The sequence below is a fragment of the Oricola cellulosilytica genome, from assembly GCF_019966575.1.
GTDB lineage: Bacteria > Pseudomonadota > Alphaproteobacteria > Rhizobiales > Rhizobiaceae > Oricola > Oricola cellulosilytica.
Map to the genome: position 1 here is coordinate 240,383 of NZ_JAINFK010000004.1, position 19,365 is coordinate 259,747.

The window sequence follows — 19,365 nt, forward strand, 5'->3', positions numbered from 1 at the left end:
TCCGTCCGGATGCAAATCGGCCTCGCGCGGACGTACTGGATTTACGCCTTGCGCTCGCAATTGCCTTGTGGCAGAAGCCGCTCACGTTTTCCGGACCATGCTGCCGTAGCTCAGGGGTAGAGCACTCCCTTGGTAAGGGAGAGGCCGAGAGTTCAAATCTCTCCGGCAGCACCACTCTAAGCCATTGTGATCGCTGAAACAGCTTGACTGACAATGGGTTATGCCCACTGTGACGTTACAATTTTTTGTTACAAAGGCGCGCAGTGATGGCAGCGAAGATCCGAAACTTGCTGAATCGCGACGGGAGATATTTTGCCCGACGCGTGGTCCCGGAAGAACTGCGCGTCTATTTCGACGGCAAACGCGAACTGCGCAAACCGTTAGGGCCGGATCGTCGTGTGGCGATCTCCAAACTTCCCTCCGTCTTGGCGACCTGGAATTTTCGGATCGAGGAAGCTCGCCGGAGGCATCGGGGCGATGACGCTCTTCGCGCCGGCGGCGCCAAGCCCGGCTCTCCTTTGAACGGACGTGAGATGGCGATTGCGCACTACTTCACCGAGCTCGAGCTGGACATGCAAGAACGTCATTTCCCGGATCGAGAGATGATTGCAGACATGTCATGGTCGCGAAAGGCATACCGCCAAGCACTAATTGAAACGGCAGCCGGATTGGCTGACAACGAAAAGATGGATGCGACCATCGGTTGGGCGCTGGACGCTTTCCGGGAGCGCGGAAATCATGACTTGACGCTCGGCTCTAGTGATTGGCGCACATTGGCAATGTCTCTGGCAGCAGCACAGATCGAGGCTATGGACCGCAGCCGAGAACGTGATCAGGGCAATTTCGCTGGCACGCCGGCCCACTCGATCCTGTCAGACGCGATCGAAATCCAGGATCTGGCAGAGCCGGTGTCAATCTTGCAACTTCTCGACGACTATTTGAAGGAACTGGAAGCGTCTGGCAAAGGGCGTGCAGCCCGCAAGCGCTGGACACCAGCCATTCGAAGCTTGGTAAAGCACGCAAGCCATGACGACGCGAATAGGCTGACGAAGGGCGAAATTGTGAAGTGGAAAGAGGCCTGCCTCGAAGCAGGCCTCGCACCACGCACAATTAAGACTGTGCATCTCGCAGCGTTGAAAGCTGTTCTAAATTGGGCAAAGCGCAACGATCGCATTGCAGAAAACCCGGCCGCTGAAGTGGTCATACGCGCCGATCGCAGTCCTCCATCCCGAGAGCGTGGATTTCGCGAGGACGAGGCAAACGCCATTCTTAGAGCGTCAAAGAGTTATAGGCGGACAGGCCGCGAAACCCAGAAGCTTGCGAATGCCAAGCGGTGGGTCCCTCTGATATGCGCACATACCGGTGCCCGCGTCGGAGAAATCCTGCAACTTCGGCGCCAGGATATCTTTGAGCAGGACGGAATACACGCCATCCGCATCACTCCCGAAGCGGGAACGGTCAAGGCGGGTGGCTATCGAAATGTCCCGCTTCACAATCAAATAGTGGACGAAGGATTCATCCAGTTCGTATTGGATGCGGCCGAAGGCCCGCTGTTCCTTAACACAATAGCGGGTGCGACCCCGCGAACCGCAGTGGACACCGCTCAAATCAGGCTTCGGCAGTGGCTACATCGCAACGACCTCGTTCCCTCAAACATGCAGCCCAACCACGCATGGCGCCATAGGTTCAAAACCTTGGGACGTGAAGTCGGCATCGATAGTCGAATCCTGGATGCCATTCAGGGTCATGCGCCCCGGACAGCGAGCGAGCACTACGGTGACGTGACTTTGCGAGCAATGAAGAACGCACTTGACAAAATTCCAAGATATAATCTGTAAAAACTTAGTTTACAAAATGTATTTTCAAATAATGATTGCTATATAATATGCATGTTCATATAGAAAGAATTAACATGCAAAACAAATCTAGAGCAGCCCGGAAAATATCAAAGCAGATAACAAAACTTACTGGTAGAAAGTCCCAAAAAGATATCTCCGATCAAGCCGGGTTTAGCAGGCCAAATGTCCTCTCAATGCTCAAAAACGACGTGCTCAAATTGCCGTTGGACCGCGTGCCGGCATTGGCAAAGGCCCTTGAATGCGATGTGGGGGAATTGTTCTCCGCAGCACTTGAGCAGCATTATAACATGGAAACAATTCGATCGCTTCGAGCTGTAATGACCGAATTGTCTGCAAATGAGCTGGAATGGATCGATTTTCTCCGAAAGGCGTCCAAGAACTCCGATCCGAAAATGACAGCAACCCGGCAAAAAGTCCTGGCAGCTCTCCTGAAACCAAGCGAGAGCCTGCCGCGCTAAGCCAAATCTGGCCGAGATGATCCGGAAAGAGCCCGCGAGCGAAGTCCTAGAAAAAATCGATAACGTCCGTCCCCATGTCGCCTGTTGCCCGGCGACTCTTTGGAACTGGACTACCTCAATCTTCGTCGCTGCCTGATCGCAATTCACTATCTTCCGAGGCGGTTAATTCCGAGGGGTGCAGGTGGAGGGAACTCGCCAGCACAGGTTCGGCGGCAAGGCGAAAACTCACCGATTCCAGTATGAACTGCTTGACGGATATACCTCGCACGCACGCTTCAGTCTTGATCCTGATTCGTTCCTCAGGTGGAACTTTCAGGTTCAAATCAACAAAATTTCTTGAATTCATATCGATCACACTCCGACTGATTCCAAGCATCATATACAACAATGGAAGAGAAGTTGATTTTTTTATAGTAAGTCATAACTTACTTACTATCTATATTAAAACTCGTTGCCTTATCGCGAACCTCAGAGATCGTAGAATTCATTCTCGACCGAACGGCTGTGGTGTAGGCTGAAACGATCAATTCACAATTTGTCGAACAATCACGAAGTGATCCCCCAATCAGGTCACTGGTGTGAGGTTCGCCGGTTGTTGAGCCGGCGAACCTGAGACCCACCCTACTTGTAACGGGGCGAGCCATCGCCCAGACGGGGAACCTCGATCGGCTCGTTCCATTCCCTGATCGACGCGGTCGCGGTGAAATCGTAGGAGGTTGCCTCCTCCGTTACCGTTGGTGCCATCCGCGCGATAGCGACTGAATCCTTTACGGGATGATAGACGTCCAAGGCCGACGAATCTGCTGCGGCCTGACCTGCCGCCGCCACGGTGATGATCGTTGCAAATGCAAATGCCTGTTTCATTGTAGTGCTCCTCGTGTTGGTTTGTCGCTGGCAAGACCAGCGACATGAAATCAAGTGAGGCGTCGTCTGGTGTGGGCAGGGAACCTGACGCCCGCTTGATGAGCACATGTTCACAGACAAGCGTCAGTCCATCGTGAATTCACACACACGCTGAGCCGGGAAAAACGTAAAAAAGAAGCAAATATGCTTGTGAATTCTTTCGTGGCTGACCCTGCACCCAAGGCACGTCCGCATATCGTAAGCGACTACGGAAGTCTGAACGTCGGCGAAACGGGCACCAAGCACGAGATGAGTGTATGTGATTAAAGGGCCTTGGATCCTATCTGCAGGAGGATCACGAAGACAGGGTTCGCATTGATCCGCGCGACAAATCAAGCAGTCCCGCCAAGCGCACCGTGCGGTTGGGATATTTGTCGTCTTCAAGAAAACGCGTGATCGAAAATCCGGTTTCGATCTTCATCAGTCGGTTGCGAACTCGAAGTGCTTCTTCGGGTTTGCCCAAATGTGCATAAAGCGCGATCAAATTTCGAAGTGGTGGTCGAAATTGCGGCGCGCGTCGCACGGCCGATTCAGCCAATCTCACAGCTTCCTCATAACGACCGCTCGATATGCACGCAAGACTATGGAATAGATCCCACCAATGGCCGTAGCGCGAGGCTCCGGCAATCTGATGGCTGCGTCTTGATAGGTGGTAGGCTTGCTCTTTGTCGCCCGTGAGCATGTCGGCCATGGCAATAGCTTGGAGAGCAAAAGCGCTATTCGAGTTTCCTTCCACGGCGGGCCGTGCGAGGTCCAAGGCGCCAAGCGCGTCATCGAGAAGCATAATGCGAACCAGTGACGCGAGCGACAACACGAGCGCATTATCTGGTCCGTCCGCAATCGCTCGAGCAATCAATTGAGACGCCTCGGCCTTAAGCGGTTCTGGATCATCATCAGGAAGCTCAATGGCCTGTATGTTTCGAGCTAAAGCCCGCCAAGCCAGGAAACTGGGATTACCGTTGACCTCATAGGCCTTCGCAAGCAGATAATCCGCAGTCCGGATCTTGTCAGGCTCGAAGGAAAACAGTTTCGGCAGGGCGCGGGAAATCAGCTTGGATTCCGACAAGGGCGTAGCACCGGCATCGATTATTGATGCAAGGCGTCCGATCACCAATTCAGACGCTTCAAACGCGGTCTGCGCAAGACCATCACTCCTGAACAAGCTGAGAGAAGTTTCCGAAATGGTCGATGACTTTGCGTAAAGGATGTCTCCAGTCGGCACATGCATTGCGCGAATGTGATAGACCGCTTCTCCTTCTACTTCTACGACCTGGCATTTTATTTGCACATCGGCTTCACTGTCCGGACCCGGCTTTTGTGCGCGCAACCGCGATTGCACCTGACCGGCGATGGACTCGCCGATCTGAACACAAAGAGAGTCCGCAATAACTTCGGCAAGCCGGTCGCCCTGCACTTGTGTCAGACACTCTACGATCAAGGGACGTTCGGCTCGGCTTCGCCCGCTTTCGGGTAATGGAACTGCCTGGCGTGAATGCCGCGCGCGCATCCCTGCAAGCCAGTTCTCAAATTCAGGATCCTTCACGTCGAGACCTTCCAGGAAATCTCGATCCTCAAAACCTTCGAGACCGCTGTCGTGGTCCGCGATCGTAATATTGCTGGCGGCAAGCGAAACGTTTTCTCGGTCAATCCGCAGCAGAGAGGGATGGGCGGCGAAAACTTTTCGTAATTCGCTCAGCGTTTGACGCATGCTGGCTCCGGCCTGTTCTTGGGCCCGATCGCTCCAGAGCTTTTCTTCCAGCCACCGCCGAGGGCGAGTCATCTGTGGTGAAGTCGCCAAAAGAGCGAGCAGTCCCCGCGCTTTGGCGCTCTTGGGAATCAGATCGGTCCCGTCATCCGCAGTCATGGTAAACGGGCCAAGCAATTGAATCATGGCGCGATAGGTAGACATTGAGACTCCTACCCGGATTCCCGACTTTCGCCAGCATTATACATGGCGAGGCTTGAATCGTAAAAAAAACGTGATCCGCACCACTTGCACACTACAGGGCGTAAAAAAAACGTAATCTGCGCGACTTGCGTTATTGATGGTTTGACTAGTAGCCATCGACTTGGCCACCCTGTCAGAAACGCGAAGACGAGGAGGACCGTGCGATGGCTCTGTTGGGAGGTAAAGGCGGCAAGGGTGGCAAGGGCGGTAAGGGTGGTAAGGGTGGCAAGGGCGGTAAGGGAGATGCGCAATCTGAATATACTCTTGATCACGCGGAAAGCCCGTCTAGTGAGTTCCTTAGCACCGCGCTGATCTCCACCCGTGACGGGCTTGTTGGCTATTGGGACGCCACCATCACCCGGCCCGATTATTCTAATGTGCCAAGGGATCCGTTTGCAGCCTATGAAGCCATGGAAGTGGACGCTCGTTCCTACGTCCTTGACCATAATCTGCACGGACTCTTTACACTCGACCTTCAACAAGACCTTTGTAAACTCCACGAGTCGTCAAATGACATCTTGGAGCTCGAGCTAATCCGTCCGGATTTCGAAGCCGGGAACCCAAAAATCGGTGACTTTCAGTTATCCTGCGTGAAAAAGGCTGCGGATCTTCGCTCCGATCGCCTGCCCGAGATAATCATTCAGCAAACAGATTTTCTCTCTTTTTTCGGCGCCCTCGCGACACTTGAAGAGGACCGAACTGAACACGCGCTTGGCATGCTACGTGCGGTGCTTCGGATGGCCAGGCACATCGCCATGCAATTTAAACATGTGCTTGATGTGGCGCGACCCGCTAGCCTCGCTTTCCAGGTTCAACCGGTCATCCAAACACCCGGCCATGGGAGCTGGCCGAGCGGTCATGCCACTGAAGCATTCGCTGTAGCTACGGTTTTCGACGCACTTACGCACAAGGGCAAGGCACCGGAAAGGACGGAGTCAAGCCCAGCCTTGAGGCTGGCGGCTCGGATTGCGGATAACCGAACTGTCGCTGGCGTCCATTTCCCGACCGATAGCTATGCCGGCGCGCTTCTCGGAATATCGATTGGGGACGTGCTTGTGGGATACTTCTCCGGCGGCTCGATAGATAAGGCAAAGAGACGCTATGACGGCAAGATCGAGAGGGACGACTTCTCGCTTGCGCGCCTCCTTCAGAAAGCCGAAATCCAGCCGAACCCGAAACCGGTTGGAAAAATTGAGCTACTGAACGAACTTTGGAAAGCGGCCGTAAGGGAAATGAACTAACTGAGCTGCGACAATCAGTTCTTTCTCACACGCCGTCCTCCGTCCACATCATAAAACGGATCGGTAATTCGTCCATCGGTGGGTTGGGGTATAGGAGGTTGTCCAAGGATCGACGAAAGCGCTATTCTTCGAACTACTTGCGGTGCAGCTGCGCTCGTTCCGGACAGCGCTTGGGTTGAACCGGAATACGTTCCATTGGCGATGATTCCGTGCCCCCCGCTTTCCGTTTCCGATACCCCACTATCAGTGGGAGTGAAGCCAGTCCATGCGTCCCCTTGGGCAGTATAATGAGCTGGTGAGATTTCCCGATCTTCCTCCCTGCGCCACACGGCGCCGACAAAGTGGATCTTCTTTCGGATCTCTTCCGGCACTAGAGGGTGAACCGTTGTAAGGGCCGAATTTGTCCCCTTGCGTGAAATTGGCCCTTTAGGGAGAGTATAATCACGTGTCACATCGTCCCATTCATATGCGTGTTCGTGGTCCAACCGCGACTGCCTTCCGAGCCGCACGTGGCCCGGCGCAGTGTCGTCGCGCTGAACCTGCAGGGTCAACTCGATTGCTTCACTACCTACATTGCCAAAAGAAAACTTCCACCGTCCCGCCGGCGCCAAAACGGAATTTTGTGTCCATGACGCCGTTGGCGCGATAGCGACGTGATAATAGCCCCGTGTTGGAATGATCTGGCCCGCAATTTCGTCCAAAAATCGAGACGGGACATGGTAGATTCGCGCGATTTCTCTTCCGCTCTGAATAAGCGCAACATAAGAACCCGGCGGTATCGAGCGCGGCGGAATAACCGAGCCATCTGGCGTCTCAAGACCAACTTGCAGTTCGCTCGGGATGGTGTCCTCGTTCATCCTGTGGATTTCGATGTGACTTGAAGTGAGGTCATCTGGCTGCACGTTCCATTCGATCTCGGCCTTGCCCGCGGCACTCTGAGAACCGCCAGGGGAAACGCTCAAAGCCGCAACAAGATTGGATCGATAGTTGTTGCCATAGGCGTAAGTAACGCGGACGTCTGGAATTTTGCCCTCGCCGAGAGCGTTGACCCTCCGCGCGACCTCCCGGCAGACTTGGTGCTCGACGAATTTCGTTCCGTTCTTTGGGCCGGCAAGAACACCCATAGAAATATTTATAAGAACCTGCGCGGGAGGTCCCCTTAGGATCGACTCTGTTTTATTCACTCCCGAAGTTCTGGCTACGGCTAATAGCGGTCGCTCCGCCATTGCCAAGATCCATCGCACTCCCATTACCAGATACGTCTCGAACCGCGCGCCGGATGTGTCACTCACTGCGTCGGATGGCAGTTGCACTCCCAAGATGGGAATCTCCCGCATTTTTTTATCTATCTCGGAATTGCGCGCATAGGGATCGGCCCCGGCAGCAATATCGAGAACGTGTGTCCCGTGACTGAAGCCGAACTCGGTGGCGCGCCTGACATCTGGCTCCATCACGTCCGCATTAATTTCGGCATAAAGTTCCGGCTCGCTCTCCGTCCGGCTCAAATATTCGTTGATCCGCTCGAAATTCAGTTCCTTCCCGAGCGATACCAAGCCCGGCGACGGTCTTTCGCGGGCCTGAATCCAGAGAGCATGGAACCGCGTTTGAAGAGGCCGCTTTCCCGGTATCGTGGCTGCATTGACGCCCCCCTCGGCAACTCGGGTAAACCGTTCGTTCAAAAACCCAATTCCGTCGTCCACGATCCCGATTAGCTGCCCTGAGCTTCGAGAGCTGGGCCGAGCAACCGACCGTTCCGAAAGCCTTTTTGAGAGGACAACAGGTATTCCTACATCCAGCGTATGGAAAAATCGCTCTATGAACTTCCCGAGCAACGTATCGTGTCGCAATTTCGCTTCATCAATGTAGACAAAGAAGCAATACTCATGGGGCCAAGCGACGGTATCAGGCTCTGGTAATATTTCGACGCTTCCAAAAACCAGTTCATGCGATTCAAATTGGAACAGATTTTTAAAGTCGTTCTCGCGAGAGACATCGTTTGTGTCAAAAAGGATTCGCATTAAATGGCGCGGATCGACGGAATCGCTATCATTGTTCTCGCGGAATTTCTCATATCCCGCCTGTTTCAAACGCAGAAACACAGGAACGTGGTGCTTGCTAGCCTTTCGGACCGGCTTTTCTGCTTCACGAAGGTGAATGTGCCAGTCAATATATCCATCCCAGAAGAGTTGATCGGGTGAGCTGACCTCCACCTCTGCCATCGTTCCCTCCATATTTATTGCAACAGCAACGCTTTCCGCAGGCAACGTCAACTCAGTTTAAGGGCCTAGGAGGCGAAATTGCGCATTTTTGACGATTTCGGTCGACGCTTGCTCCGCACGAGATGAGCAAAATCGGCCCGTTGAATTATGCGCTCTAGAAAATTCCATGCCAGGGAAACCCAATACTCAAGTTCTGCCGGCGGAATCACGACGAAATCGCAGAGCCATGTCGGTCGCCCATTTTAGTCCCCATCACTCAGTCCTGGCAGCGCTCGCCTCTTCGCTGTCGCATAACTTCCGGGCAAACCACTGATCCCCGCCCTATTGGGACGGTAGCTGCGGACCAGTCAGAGTCATGACCTCCTGAGTGCCCTTCAAAGTCGCGATTGGTTCAGGGGCAGCGGTGCAACTGGAAGTCTTAGAAATCTTAGAGTGGACCCATCCGGATGCATTCTGCGGCCTGAGCGATGCCTGTTTCGGACTACCTCTATCGCGGCCCGATCGCTTGCGGTGCGGGAAAAACGTAAACTTCCAGCCGAAAAATGGGAAACTTATGTCACCCAAACGGCTCAAAAAGCGGCTTCGCAGGCGTTAAGTCGTCAACTTTGATCACAGCCACTTAACGGATATGTTTCCCATAAGTTTACGCTAAGTTGACACTCCGGCGGTCATGGCATGGCGAATCGTTTCCAAACCCACACAAGGCTAATTGACCGGACTAAGGAAAGCCGCATTCGTTTTTCTTGCGTGCTCTGGACACTTTTTTGAACACGTTACAATGTTACAAAACGGGTTGCTCAAAAGGTATTTTTTACAATAAAATCAAGGATATAGCATTAAGCGTCCAGAATTCAAATCTCTCCGGCAGCACCATTCTTTCGAACATTCGGTCGGCTGCTTGCCAGCGCCCTTCCGCGTGGGGGATATCAAACGAGGTTCCGCCACCGATCTGCGTAGCGCCCCATAGCTCCGTGCGGCCCGCAATCAACCTCAAGGATTGAATCGGTAGCTCTCGAAACAGCCCGCGCTGCAAGCATCGCAGCACCCACACTCGTCCCGGTCGCACTCGCGCCGGAAGCGATCGCGCTTCGTCCGGTTGCCACTGACAGCATCTCGAAAAAAAATCGATTCTTGGCGAAGGGACCTTCAACGATCACCGGGCCCTTGGCGCCTGTCAGGGAAAGGCATTCAGCCGTCATCATGGCCAGATAAAAGGAAATCGCAGCGCAACGTTCGCCGGGACTCAAAGCTGCAACGTTCCCATTCCAGCGTGCATCTTTGCCCTGGAACGGGCCAGAGCGGTTTTCGATCGCGGGCAAATGCATGATGCCTTCGTCCAGCACACGCGCAACCTCCGCCGCCGACGCCTTTGCCGGGCCGCCCTGCATCAGTCGATCGAATTCGCGTCCACCCATAAACCGCGCCGAAGGAACGGGATTTCCGAACGCGTTAACGTTGACGAGCGTGTCACGCGCAGGATCCGGAGCGATTGCCTCGCCGCCGATTGCCATGCAGATCACCCATGTACCGGAGGAAACCACGCTGAATGGCGCGGCGCGCGTCAGCAAATGCGGATAAAGCGAGGCGTTTGAATCGTGGATTCCGCAGAGGACCGACACATCCGCCGACAGCCCGGTCGCGCGTGCAATCTCCGGTTTGATCGTTCCGAGAACATCGCCTGCCTTGCGCACCGGCGCAATCAGGTTCGACCAACCTTGTTTTTCCACCATCGACGAAAACGAACCATCCCACGGATTCCACAGGTCGGTGTGGCATCCCAGCGAGGTCATCTCTGTCGTCGCGATGCCAGTCAGCCGATACGCCCAGTATTGCGGGAAGGTGACGATCGATCGCGCTTTGGCGAATTCCCGCGGAAATGACCTCGACTGCCAAAAGATCTGCGCGCCGAGATTGAGTCCTGACGCAAGGCGCGGCGAGCCAGTTTCGGAAAACGGCGGGCGCACTGCGTCGTAATCTCTGGCCAGTTGGTCCGGACCATCATGCTCGTAATCAAGCATGGGCAAAGCCAGTTCGCCATCGCCGTCTAGCAAGACAGCGGACGCGCCATGTGTCGTTATCGAAATAGCACCGACTGGATGCTGGCTATTTAGTTCGCGCAACGCGCCGCAAAGGAACCGCCAGATGCCTTCGATATCCGAATGGGGATAGGGCGGGCCGGGGAGCACGCGGTTCGGTATTGTGCGCACGGCGATTTCCCGCCATGCCCGCCGATCGACCAGCGCCAGCTTCGCATTGGTCTTGCCAATATCAATGACGGCAACGTACCGCTTGCCCGTCATGCGGTCAGTCCATGTGGAAGACGAGCCGCAGGTCTTCTGCAAGCGGTTCGTTCTTGTCGTTGGTCCCCATGATGTCGGCCATGCAGGCCCACCATTTCTGCATCACCGGGTGCTCCGGTAGCGAAGCCATCGTGTGACCCTTGCGCCGCCACAAAACGCCGAAAAGCGTGTTTGTGTGCTCGTCGAGAAAGATCGAGTAGTCGCTGACGCCGGCATCATGCAGAAGGTCCACCAGTTCCGGCCAGATCTCGTCGTGCCGACGCTTGTATTCCTCCGCCATGCCGGGATTGAGGGTCATTCTGAAGGCGTGTTTTTCAAGTCCCTCGGAGCTCACGACCGCCGCTCCCTGAGCATCCTGAAGACGATCGGAAGCGCGATGACGAAAATCAGCAGCGTGCCGATGAAGATCGACATCACGATACCGGGCACGTTCAGCAGGCCAAGGCCGAAGGTCACCAGCCCCATGATAAAGGCTGCCAGGACAACACCCTGAATACTGCCAGAACCACCGAGGATCGAGACCCCACCCAGAACGACCATCGTCACAACCTCGAGCTCCCAACCGAGAGCAATCGACGGTCGCGTGGATGCCAGCCGGGAAGTAAGCAACACCGCGGCGATACCGGACATCAGGCCGGTCAGGCAGAATAGGAAGAATTTCACACGCTCAACGCGGACGCCGGAGAAACGCGCCGCCATCGGATTATTGCCTATAACGAAAACGTGACGGCCGAAATTCGTCCGATGCAGCAACACGTAATAGATCACAGCACAGACGAGGAAGAGAACGAATTCGAAGGAAACCACCCACCATACATAGCCTTGACCGAAGAAGTCGAAGCTTGCCGGGTACCCCTTGAAGGCCTGGTCGCCAAGCACGATGAACGAAATGCCGCGGAAGAAGCTCATCGTGCCGATGGTCACGACGATGGACGGCAATCCGAGCCGCGTGACGAGAAAGCCGTTGAACACGCCACAAAACAATCCGGTCACGATGCCTATGGCGACAAGACCCGGAGTGCCGACGCCAAGTTGAAGCGCCAGGCCCATCATTGTCGAGGCGAGCGCGATGATCGAGGCGACCGACAGATCGATTTCGCCGGAGATGATCAGTAGCGCCATTGCCAGCGCGATAATCGCCTTCTCGGTGAAATTGAAGGTGGCATCGGACAGCGACCACGGCGATAGAAAATAGGGGGACGCGAAGGAGTTCAGCACGAACAATGCGATGGCGACCACAAGCAGCAACACAGGCCAGGAGAAGATTGCGGCACGCAGCGGCGTGTCGATCCGGTCGGGTATGTGCCGTGCTTCGTGAGTGGTATCGGTCATGATGCACTCTCTGCTTGCCGAAGAATAACCCGGCCGCCGCGCTTTTCGCCACGAGCATTCAGCACGACCGCGAGAATGATGGCCGCGCCGGAGATCGCCATCTGCCAGAACGGCGAGATGTTGATGACCGGCAGCGCGCTGTTGATGACGCCCAGGAAAAGCGCGCCGAGCACCGCCCCCACCACCGTGCCAACCCCGCCGGCGATCGAGATGCCGCCGATCACGCAGGCCGCAACGATCGTCAGTTCATAGCCCTTGGCGACTTCGACGGAGCCTATCACGTAGCGCGAAACCCACAGATAGCCGCAAAAGCCCGACAGCATGCCGGAGAGGCAAAACGCGACGAACTTCGTGCGGCCGACATCGATGCCGGCATAGATCGACGCGGTCGGGTTGACACCGATGGCATAGATCGAGCGACCGACGGACGTGCGGGTCATCAGCAGGAAAAAACCCGCGGCGACGACGATCGCATACCACGAAAGCAACGGCAGACCGAGAAGATCGGTCCGCGTCAGTTGCACGAAGCTTGAACTCATCGCGTCCGCGTTAACCCACTGGCCTCCGGCAATCAGAAAGATCAGACCGCGATAGATCGTCAGGGTGCCCAGCGTGACGACGATGGCCGGAATCCCGAGCAGCCAGACGAGCGCGCCGTTGAAGGCACCAAGCACGACGCCACAGAACGCCGCCAGCACCATCAGTGCTGGCACCGGGATAGCCGGGTATGCGGCGTTGATCAGCGCGACAATCATTCCCGTCAGCGCCAGGTTGGACGCCATGGAAAGATCGATGGATCGGGTCAAAATCACGGTCATCTGGCCGAGCGCCAGGATCAGTAGGATCGCCGTATCATTGAAAATGCTCGCCAGATTGCCGGGTGAAGCAAATCCCGGCGACCGGAAGTTCGTTGCGACGATCATGACTGCGATAATTACGGCAAGCCAGAACTCGCGGGATCGCACCAGTGTCTTCATGCTGCTTCCTCCCCGATTCCGGCCGCTGCACGAACGAGGGCTTCCGCTTTCAATTCCTCATTGTTTTCCAGAACAGCGGCAATGCGCCCCTCGCGCATGACCACGATGCGGTCGCTCATGCCCATAATTTCGGGAAGCTCTGACGAGATCATGATCACCGCTAGACCGTTTGCCGCCAATTCGCCCATGAATGCGTGGACGGCAGCCTTGGACCCGATGTCGATACCCTTGGTCGGTTCGTCGAGGATGATGACACGCGGTTGCGTTGCGAGCCATTTCGCGATCACGACCTTCTGCTGGTTGCCGCCCGACAAGGTGCCGGCGTTCTGATCGAGCGAGGCCGCGCGCAGATCTAGACGCGCGGCATATTCCCGTGCCAGGGCAAACTCCTCGACGAGCTTCAGAAAGCCATTCTGAGACGTCCTGTCGAGCGACGGCAGCGAGATGTTCTGGAAGATTGGAAGATCGACAATGACGCCCTGCTTGCCGCGTTCCTCAGGCACGTAGACGATGCCCTTCTCGACGGCTTCAGCCGGGCTGCGGATTACAGCGATTTCGCCGGCAATCTTCACCGCGCCCTTGGATGGCTTCGTAATGCCGAACAAAGCCTGCATGAGTTCGCTGCGCCCGGCGCCGACCAGACCGTAAAATCCAAGGATCTCGCCCTTGTGAAGTGTGAAATTGATGTCGGCGAACTCGGTCGGATGGCAGTAACCGGCGACGGTCAGGATTTCCTCGCCGATTTCTACACTTTTCTTCGGGAAGACGTGGTCCACCGAACGTCCGACCATCAGGCGCACGACCTCGTTCTGGTTGGTATCCTTGATGAGGCCCTTGCCGACCATCGCGCCGTCCCGAAACACCGTGTAGCGGTCCGCAATGCGATAGATCTCATCGAACTTGTGCGAGATGAACAGGATTGCTTTGCCGTTTTTCTTCAGGATCTCGATCAGTTCGAACAGGTCCTGGATTTCCTTGAATGAGAGCGCCGCAGTCGGTTCGTCCATGATGACGATGTCCGCGTCGACCGACAACGCGCGCGCCACGGCCACGAGGTGCTTGTTGGCGATGCTCAAATCCTTCAGCCGCTCGTCCGGCGCGATATGCCCTGCCCCGATCTCCCCGAGCAGCTTGCCGGCCCTTTCGCGCATGCCCCGCCAGTCGACGGTCTTGAAGCGCGTCTTGGGGGCGTGACCCAGAAAAATGTTTTCAGCAACGCTGAGTTCGTCGAAGAGTACAGTCTCCTGATGGATGGCGGTGATTCCGAGCCTGAAGGCAGCGTGGGGCGACGGCAGTTCCACCGGCAGGCTATCGATGCGGATTTCGCCCGCGTCCGGCTGATAGATCCCCGTCATGGTCTTGACCAGCGTGGATTTGCCAGCACCGTTTTCACCGATCAGCGCGGTGACCTCGCCGGGATAGAGCTCGAGTCCGACCTCGTGCAGAGCCCGCACGCCCGGAAAGGTCTTCGTGATTCCGGAAAGCGTGATCTTGGGTATTGGCAGGGGCAATGTCATCAGAGCGGCGCTTGGGTCTGTTTCCGGGTGCGGCGGACGGCGGGCGCGCCGGCGGCGCTTGCGGCCTTGTCGCCGCATCCGATTATGGCTGGCCGCGGAGAAGCGCGGCCAGCCAGCTTGGGTGAGTTTAGTAGATCTTGGAAAACTCTTCGATATTCGACTTGTCGAACTGGAACGGCGCCGCCATTGCGGCTGAGTTCGTATCGTCGAGAGTGATCTCGCCGACCTCGCCGATAGAGAAGGTCGCGCCCGGCGCCGCCTCCGTACCCTCGATCAGTTGGTGGGCAAGGTAAACCGCCGAGTAGCCAAGATCGATCGGGTTCCATAGCGCCACGGCCTGCGATGCGCCATTGTCGATAAACTGCTTGAATTCCGAGGGAAGAGCGAGACCCGTCACATTGACCTTGCCGATCAGGTTCTCGTCGGTAACCACCTGCGCGGCCGCGACCACGCCAACGGTGGTCGGCGCGATGATCGCATCGAGGTCGGGATAGCTCGAGATTAGGCCCTTGGCCTCGTTGGTGCTCTTGACCGAGTCGTCGTCGCCATAGACCACCGAGACCAGATTAATGTTCGGGAACTTCTCGGGCAGCACCTTCTTCGCGGCCTCGATCCATGCATTCTGGTTCGTCGCCGTCGAGGACGCAGAGAGTATCGCAACGTCACCGCCTTCCGGCAGGTAATCGGCGGCGAGCTTGATGATCGTCTCGCCGATGAGATCCGTGTCGGACGGGTTAAGGTGCAGCATTCGGCCATCCTCCGCCACGCCGGAATCCCAGGACAACACCTTTATGCCGCGGTCCATCGCCTTCTTGAGAGCCGGCACAAGCGCATCCGGATCGTTGGCCGAGATGGCAATTGCCTCGACTTGCTGGGCGATCAGCGAATTGACAATCTCGATCTGGCCTTCCGCTGTTGCTGATGTCGGCCCTGTATAAATGACCTCGATGCCGCCGATCTCCTGCGCGGCCTTCTCCGCGCCCTTTGCTGCGGCATCGAAGAAGCCGTTACCGAGCGATTTGACGACGAGCGCGATGCGCTCCTGCGACATCGCCGGAGCCGTAAACAGTGCCGCGGCAACCGCGGTGGTCAATGCGAGTGTTTTCAACAGTTTCATTTTGGGTTCCTCCCGTTCAATATCTCCCGCGCGGCATCAGGCCGCGGAGGAGGACTGCTCACTTGCAGCTCTATCCGCGACAATGAGGCCGACTCCCGCCGTTTCCAGCATCTGCCGGTCCTCGTCGCGAATTCCGTTGTCGGTAATGACCGTCGTGATGCGCTCCAGCGGACAAAGAATGAGACTGGAACGCTTCTTGAACTTCGATGAGTCGACCAGCACGACGAGTTCATCGGCTTGGTCGATCAGTTTCTGTTCAGCCTGGATCAACAGCGGATCGGCTTCCATCAAGCCGAGATGGCCTAGCCCCTGAGCACCCATGAACATGCGCTTGGCGTAGAAGTTGCGCGTCACGTCATTGTCGAACGGACTCAAGATGATGTTCTGTTCGCGATAGATCGCGCCGCCCGAAAGCATGATCGTATTCTTGGAATGTTTCAGCAGGTGTTCGGCGATTGGAAACGAGTTGGTGAACACCTGGCAGCGCTTTGTCGCCAGCGGATGCACCATCTGGAACGTCGTTGTGCCGCCATTGATGATGACCGCGTCACCGTCACAGCACAATTCCACAGCCTTGAGCGCGATTGCGCGCTTCTGCGCGATATTGATCGTTTCGTTGACGCTGAATGGCCGTCCGGCCAGTCCGAAGAATTGCGGGGGGTTTACGGACTCCGCGCCGCCGCGCACACGGCGCAGCTTCTTCTGAACATGCAGCGTTGCAATGTCCCGCCGGATGGTCGCTTCAGAGGAATCGGTCAACTCGACCATTTCCTGCACGGTTGCGACAGGCTTCTCCTGAACCGCGGATAGAATAATGCGATGGCGTTCTTTTTCGTGCATGGACGTCCTCCAGTGAAAACACTCCCATTGAAAACGCGCACTGTCAATCATGTTCAATCATAAAATGTCATTTTGCAACGCAATATGATTGAATATGATTGTTTATGATTGACTTTCGTTTGGCGCTGGCGCAACCATTGAAAAAGTTCGCCGCCGATATGCGTATGGGAGGAGCGTGATGCTGAACAAACAGACCGGATCGCGGCTGCAGAACCTGTGGGACAAGAACAAGACTGCGGGGATGCGCGATTCGGAGCTCCTGGTTTATCGCTCCAATCTTCTTGGATCCGACAAGCGCGTGACCAACTATGGCGGTGGCAACACGTCCGCGAAGGTGATGGAAAAGGACCCGCTCACCGGTGAAATGGTTGAAGTGCTTTGGGTTAAAGGATCCGGCGGCGATGTCGCCAGCATCAAGATGGACGGGTTCGCCACGCTCTACATGGACAAGCTCCATGCGCTGAAGGACCTCTACCGCGGCGTAGAATTCGAGGATGAAATGGTCGGCTACCTGCCGCACTGCACGTTCAACCTCAATCCTCGCGCCGCGTCCATCGATACGCCACTGCACGCCTATGTGCCGAAAAAACATGTCGACCACATGCATCCTGACGCGATCATTGCGATCGCCGCATCTGAGAACTCGAAGGAACTGACGCAGAAGATTTTCGGGGATGATATCGGCTGGCTGCCCTGGAAGCGGCCGGGCTACGAACTGGGCCTGTGGCTCGAAAAGTTCTGCCTCGGAAATCCCGGCGCAAAGGGCGTGGTGCTCGAAAGTCATGGCCTCTTCACCTGGGCCGATACCGCCGAAGAGTGCTACGACACCACGATCGACGTTATCAACCGCGCCATCGAGTGGTTCGAGACCGAAACCGCCGGCAAAACTGTTTTCGGCGGCGAGAAACATGCCGCCCTCGGGGCCGCCGACCGCCGCAAAATTGCGGCCGCGCTGATGCCGGTCATCCGCGGCATGGTGTCGAAGCAGGTCCGCATGGTTGGCCACTTCGACGATTCCGACGCCGTGCTGCAGTTCGTTTGTTCCAGCGATTTGGAAAAACTGGCCGCGCTCGGCACGAGCTGTCCGGATCACTTCCTGCGCACCAAGATCCGCCCGCTCGTCGTCGATTTTGACCCTGCTACTCCCGACATCGGCACCACGTTGAACAGCCTTGCCGGCAGTGTCGAAAGGTATCGGGAGGACTACGCCGCCTATTACGAGCGTTGCAAGCGCGACGACAGCCCCGCGATGCGCGACCCCAACGCCGTGGTCTATCTTGTTCCCGGCGTGGGCATGATCACCTTTGCCAAGGACAAGGCGACGGCGCGTATCTCCGGCGAGTTCTACGCCAACGCGATCAACGTGATGCGCGGCGCCTCGACGGTCTCGACCTATGTCGGTCTGCCGGAACAGGAAGCGTTCGATATCGAATACTGGCTGCTCGAGGAAGCCAAGCTTCAGCGCATGCCGAAACCTAAGAGCTTGGCTGGCCGCGTCGCCGTAGTCACCGGCGGCGCAGGCGGAATTGGCTCTGCCACGGCCGAGCGCCTCTTGGCAGAAGGCGCCTGCGTTGTGCTTGCTGACATCGACGATAACGCGCTCGAAAAGACACGAGAAAATCTCGCCACCCGCCACTCGAAGGATGTCGTCCGCGCCGTCCTGATGAATGTCACCGACGAAACGGCGGTCAGCGATGCCTACTCCGACATGGCCGTGGAATTCGGCGGTGTGGACATCGTCATCTCGAACGCAGGGATCGCCTCCTCCGCACCGGTGGAGGAGACGACCCTCGATCTGTGGAACCGCAACATGTCGATTCTGTCGACCGGCTACTTCCTCGTGGCACGTGAAGCGTTCAGGATACTGAAGACCCAGGACATTGGCGGGTCGATTATCTTCATCGGATCGAAGAATTCGCTCGCCGCCTCGCCCAACGCGTCGGCCTACTGCACCGCCAAGGCGTCTGAGATCCACCTCGCCCGCTGCTTGGCGCTGGAAGGCGCCCCCCACGGTATCCGCGTCAACGTCGTGAATCCGGACGCGGTCCTGCGCGGCTCGAGGATCTGGTCTGGAGAATGGCTCGACCAACGTGCCTCGACCTATGGCACGGATAAGGAAGGGTTGGAGGAAATGTACCGTAACCGCTCGATGCTCAAGCGCTCGGTATACCCTGAGGACATTGCCGAGGCGGCCTATTTCCTTGCCTCGGACTTCTCGGCGAAATCGACCGGCAACATCATCAACGTGGACGCCGGCAACAAGGAAGCCTTCACGCGCTGACCCGTCAGCCGTAGCGCAGCTTGCATAAGACAATGACGCCGACGATGACAGCTCCGATCACATTCGAGGCCACCATGGGCCAGGCGCCAATGTTGAGCGCGTAGACGAGCCAAAGCAGAATGGTGGCCAGAAGCATCACATTGGAACCGAGAGAAAGGTCGCGGGTCTCGCGGGTGGAGAGCGTCTTGATCAGTTGCGGCATGAAACACAAGGTGCCGATGATACCGGCGACCACGCCTATAGCGGTAACAAGCCAGTCTGGCATGAGAAAAGCCCCTTTCAGGGTTGAGGATTTCAGGAGGGAAAGCGCCGGCGGGGTCGCAATGGACGGCGGCCGGCGCGGGCAAACCTAGAACCGGGCACCGAAGCCGGT

Annotated in this window: 16 protein-coding genes and 1 tRNA gene; 5 read left to right on the top strand and 12 right to left on the bottom strand. The window is 56.6% G+C overall.

Annotated elements, in window-relative coordinates; all coding sequences use genetic code 11:
* The first annotated feature begins 99 nt into the window (after positions 1–99).
* The 3 genes from LC298_RS11195 (at position 100) to LC298_RS11205 (ending at position 2,317) form a co-directional block, all read left to right on the top strand.
* A tRNA-Thr gene (locus LC298_RS11195) sits at positions 100–174 on the top strand.
* A 92-nt stretch (positions 175–266) separates the two neighbouring features.
* Positions 267–1,838, top strand: a complete 1,572-nt coding sequence (locus LC298_RS11200) for a tyrosine-type recombinase/integrase (RefSeq protein WP_131567171.1) — start codon at positions 267–269, stop codon at positions 1,836–1,838.
* A gap of 74 nt (positions 1,839–1,912) precedes the next feature.
* The gene (locus tag LC298_RS11205; RefSeq protein ID WP_158284719.1) at positions 1,913–2,317 is read left to right on the top strand and encodes a helix-turn-helix domain-containing protein; all 405 of its coding nucleotides are present in this window, start codon (positions 1,913–1,915) and stop codon (positions 2,315–2,317) included.
* A gap of 115 nt (positions 2,318–2,432) precedes the next feature.
* On the opposite strand, the gene LC298_RS11210 is transcribed toward LC298_RS11205, so the two are convergent.
* The 3 genes from LC298_RS11210 to LC298_RS11220 all read right to left on the bottom strand — a co-directional run bounded on the left by LC298_RS11210 (position 2,433) and on the right by LC298_RS11220 (position 5,129).
* A complete protein-coding gene (locus tag LC298_RS11210; protein WP_131567176.1) occupies positions 2,433–2,672 on the bottom strand; it encodes a hypothetical protein in 240 nt (79 codons plus the stop codon).
* Between the two features lie 266 nt (positions 2,673–2,938).
* On the bottom strand, positions 2,939–3,181 hold the full coding sequence (locus LC298_RS11215) for a hypothetical protein (protein WP_131567179.1): 243 nt from the start codon (positions 3,179–3,181) through the stop codon (positions 2,939–2,941).
* A gap of 334 nt (positions 3,182–3,515) precedes the next feature.
* Positions 3,516–5,129: an AfsR/SARP family transcriptional regulator gene (locus tag LC298_RS11220; protein WP_131567181.1), complete on the bottom strand. Its 1,614-nt coding sequence runs from the start codon at positions 5,127–5,129 to the stop codon at positions 3,516–3,518.
* Positions 5,130–5,332: 203 nt separating this feature from the next.
* Here LC298_RS11220 and LC298_RS11225 point away from each other — a divergent pair, with 203 nt between their 5' ends.
* A complete protein-coding gene (locus tag LC298_RS11225; protein ID WP_158284720.1) occupies positions 5,333–6,409 on the top strand; it encodes a phosphatase PAP2 family protein in 1,077 nt (358 codons plus the stop codon).
* Positions 6,410–6,423: 14 nt separating this feature from the next.
* Here the strand turns inward: LC298_RS11225 and LC298_RS11230 are convergent, their stop codons facing one another.
* From LC298_RS11230 to LC298_RS11265, 8 genes are all read right to left on the bottom strand, one after another.
* Positions 6,424–8,628 (bottom strand): S8/S53 family peptidase, encoded by a 2,205-nt coding sequence (locus tag LC298_RS11230; protein ID WP_131567187.1) that lies wholly within the window; start codon positions 8,626–8,628, stop codon positions 6,424–6,426.
* A gap of 926 nt (positions 8,629–9,554) precedes the next feature.
* The gene (locus LC298_RS11235) at positions 9,555–10,928 is read right to left on the bottom strand and encodes an FGGY-family carbohydrate kinase (RefSeq protein ID WP_131567189.1); all 1,374 of its coding nucleotides are present in this window, start codon (positions 10,926–10,928) and stop codon (positions 9,555–9,557) included.
* A 4-nt stretch (positions 10,929–10,932) separates the two neighbouring features.
* Positions 10,933–11,262 carry an L-rhamnose mutarotase gene (rhaM, locus tag LC298_RS11240; RefSeq protein WP_342212365.1) on the bottom strand — a complete coding sequence of 110 codons (330 nt, stop codon included), beginning with the start codon at positions 11,260–11,262 and terminating at the stop codon, positions 10,933–10,935.
* Positions 11,259–12,260 (bottom strand): ABC transporter permease, encoded by a 1,002-nt coding sequence (locus LC298_RS11245; protein ID WP_131567192.1) that lies wholly within the window; start codon positions 12,258–12,260, stop codon positions 11,259–11,261. Before LC298_RS11245 ends, rhaM begins: the two co-directional genes overlap by 4 nt.
* The gene (locus LC298_RS11250) at positions 12,257–13,237 is read right to left on the bottom strand and encodes an ABC transporter permease (RefSeq protein ID WP_131567195.1); all 981 of its coding nucleotides are present in this window, start codon (positions 13,235–13,237) and stop codon (positions 12,257–12,259) included. Before LC298_RS11250 ends, LC298_RS11245 begins: the two co-directional genes overlap by 4 nt.
* Complete coding sequence (locus LC298_RS11255; protein WP_131567198.1) at positions 13,234–14,754, bottom strand: sugar ABC transporter ATP-binding protein; 1,521 nt, start codon at positions 14,752–14,754, stop codon at positions 13,234–13,236. The genes LC298_RS11250 and LC298_RS11255 overlap by 4 nt, the downstream gene beginning before the upstream one ends.
* A gap of 127 nt (positions 14,755–14,881) precedes the next feature.
* Positions 14,882–15,871 (bottom strand): rhamnose ABC transporter substrate-binding protein, encoded by a 990-nt coding sequence (gene rhaS / locus LC298_RS11260; protein ID WP_131567201.1) that lies wholly within the window; start codon positions 15,869–15,871, stop codon positions 14,882–14,884.
* Between the two features lie 36 nt (positions 15,872–15,907).
* Entirely contained in the window at positions 15,908–16,711 is an 804-nt protein-coding gene (locus LC298_RS11265) for a DeoR/GlpR family DNA-binding transcription regulator (protein WP_131567204.1), read from the bottom strand.
* A 178-nt stretch (positions 16,712–16,889) separates the two neighbouring features.
* Between LC298_RS11265 and LC298_RS11270 the strand changes: the two genes are divergently transcribed.
* Complete coding sequence (locus tag LC298_RS11270) at positions 16,890–18,992, top strand: bifunctional rhamnulose-1-phosphate aldolase/short-chain dehydrogenase (protein ID WP_131567206.1); 2,103 nt, start codon at positions 16,890–16,892, stop codon at positions 18,990–18,992.
* Between the two features lie 4 nt (positions 18,993–18,996).
* On the opposite strand, the gene LC298_RS11275 is transcribed toward LC298_RS11270, so the two are convergent.
* Positions 18,997–19,257 (bottom strand): SemiSWEET family sugar transporter, encoded by a 261-nt coding sequence (locus LC298_RS11275; protein WP_131567209.1) that lies wholly within the window; start codon positions 19,255–19,257, stop codon positions 18,997–18,999.
* Positions 19,258–19,365 lie beyond the last annotated feature (108 nt).

Bases quoted from the DNA above. Each gene is read 5' to 3' on its own strand.
- LC298_RS11200 (WP_131567171.1), top strand. From the start codon at position 267: ATGGCAGCGAAGATCCGAAACTTGCTGAATCGCGACGGGAGATATTTT.
- LC298_RS11205 (WP_158284719.1), top strand. From the start codon at position 1,913: ATGCAAAACAAATCTAGAGCAGCCCGGAAAATATCAAAGCAGATAACA.
- LC298_RS11215 (WP_131567179.1), bottom strand. From the start codon at position 3,181: ATGAAACAGGCATTTGCATTTGCAACGATCATCACCGTGGCGGCGGCA.
- LC298_RS11220 (WP_131567181.1), bottom strand. From the start codon at position 5,129: ATGTCTACCTATCGCGCCATGATTCAATTGCTTGGCCCGTTTACCATG.
- LC298_RS11225 (WP_158284720.1), top strand. From the start codon at position 5,333: ATGGCTCTGTTGGGAGGTAAAGGCGGCAAGGGTGGCAAGGGCGGTAAG.
- LC298_RS11230 (WP_131567187.1), bottom strand. From the start codon at position 8,628: ATGGCAGAGGTGGAGGTCAGCTCACCCGATCAACTCTTCTGGGATGGA.
- LC298_RS11235 (WP_131567189.1), bottom strand. From the start codon at position 10,928: ATGACGGGCAAGCGGTACGTTGCCGTCATTGATATTGGCAAGACCAAT.
- LC298_RS11245 (WP_131567192.1), bottom strand. From the start codon at position 12,260: ATGACCGATACCACTCACGAAGCACGGCACATACCCGACCGGATCGAC.
- LC298_RS11250 (WP_131567195.1), bottom strand. From the start codon at position 13,237: ATGAAGACACTGGTGCGATCCCGCGAGTTCTGGCTTGCCGTAATTATC.
- LC298_RS11255 (WP_131567198.1), bottom strand. From the start codon at position 14,754: ATGACATTGCCCCTGCCAATACCCAAGATCACGCTTTCCGGAATCACG.
- rhaS (WP_131567201.1), bottom strand. From the start codon at position 15,871: ATGAAACTGTTGAAAACACTCGCATTGACCACCGCGGTTGCCGCGGCA.
- LC298_RS11265 (WP_131567204.1), bottom strand. From the start codon at position 16,711: ATGCACGAAAAAGAACGCCATCGCATTATTCTATCCGCGGTTCAGGAG.
- LC298_RS11270 (WP_131567206.1), top strand. From the start codon at position 16,890: ATGCTGAACAAACAGACCGGATCGCGGCTGCAGAACCTGTGGGACAAG.
- LC298_RS11275 (WP_131567209.1), bottom strand. From the start codon at position 19,257: ATGCCAGACTGGCTTGTTACCGCTATAGGCGTGGTCGCCGGTATCATC.